This is a genomic window from Microbacterium sp. Leaf351 (assembly GCF_001423825.1).
GTDB lineage: Bacteria > Actinomycetota > Actinomycetes > Actinomycetales > Microbacteriaceae > Microbacterium > Microbacterium ginsengisoli.
Window position 1 is genome coordinate 19,768 of the sequence record NZ_LMPK01000008.1, and the last position, 1,375, is coordinate 21,142.

The following is a 1,375-nucleotide window of genomic DNA, read 5'->3' on the forward strand; positions in this document are numbered from 1 at the left end:
CGGGCACGAGCGTGAACAGCCTCGTCGACCAGGTGCAGCAGGCGATCGCCGACATCACCACCACAGTGACCGCCGCGATCGACGCGAACTCGTACACGCGGGCTGAGATTAACGCGCTGGTCGCGAGCCCGGGCGCGATCGCGCCGACGACGGTGACCGCGTCGGGCAGCATGTCCACGGCGGGCGCTCTCACCACCGGAAGCGACACGGTCGTCGGCGGTCAACTCCGCGCGCTCGACGCGGTCACGAACGTGATCACCAGCGGCCGGTACGCGACGTGGATCGAGACCGCGACGGGCCGCTTCGGGAACACGTCATCGTCGCGCCGCTACAAGCAGGACATCACCGAGGCGCAGATCGACGCGGATGTGTTCCTCACGATCGTGCCGTTCGTTTTCCACTACATCGCCGAGGTCCGGAAGCGCGACGACCCCATGTTCGAGGGGTACGTCGGCCCCGACTACGTCGTCGCCGACGAGTACGGCCTGATGGCGGAAGACCTGCACGCCGCCGGCCTCACACCGTGGGTGTACTACGACGCCGCCGGCCTCCCCGACTCCGTGAACTACACGATGCTCGTCGTCCCGCTCCTCGCGGTCGCGCGCGCTGAGAAGGCCGCGCGGGCGGCGCTCGAGGAGCGCGTGACGCGCCTCGAATCCCTGATGGAAGGACACTGATGACCGTTCGCAGTTCGTGGCCTGGCCCCACTGGTCAGACCGGCACCACCGAAGCCCGCAAGGCCATCTCGGGTCTGTTCGCGTCGGACAGCACCGGCGCGGTTCGCGCTGGCGTCCTCTCCCCGGTGAACACGCAGCTCCTCGTCGCCCGCACGGACCTGAACGTCGACATCGCCGCGCTCCAGGCGGTCGCGGTGCAGTTCGGTGGCGCGATCCTGATCGCGAACGACGGGGTCGTGCAGCTCCCGTCACCGCTGGTTTCTCCGCCGGCGGGGATCAACTACTACGTCGTGTACGCGAAGCAGAACGAGTCGGTGTCGCCTGGGACGGACCCGAACAACACCCCGGTGGTGGGTGCGGCTCTGTCGACGTCCGACTTCGCGACGGCCCGCACGTCGATGCCGACCGGTGCCGTCGAGATCGGGACGGTGCAGATCCCGTCGGGGGTCACCGCGACGAACGCGAGCGGCGTCGCCGTGACGACCACGGCGACGTACACCGCCGCGGCGGGCGGTGTCGTGCTGGTTCGGAACGCGACCGAGCTCGCCGCGTGGACCCCGGCGGACAGCTCCCTCGCCTTCCGTCTGGACACCGGCACGCTCTACACGCGGGCGGGTGGCGCGTGGTCGCCGTCGGCGGGTGTGATGCCGGTGATCGACGTGGTCGTGGGTACGAGCATCGCGGTCGCGAGCGGCGGG

General features: G+C 69.7%; 2 protein-coding genes. Both read left to right on the plus strand.

The annotated features are described in order from the left end of the window. Nucleotides 1-677, plus strand: a 677-nt coding sequence (locus tag ASG00_RS03055; RefSeq protein ID WP_162238333.1) for a hypothetical protein, incomplete at its 5' end; no start/stop codon positions are given. Continuing rightward, nucleotides 677-1,375 (plus strand): hypothetical protein (locus ASG00_RS03060; RefSeq protein WP_056206787.1); only part of this gene is annotated, 699 nt, incomplete at its 3' end. The genes ASG00_RS03055 and ASG00_RS03060, both read left to right, overlap by 1 nt.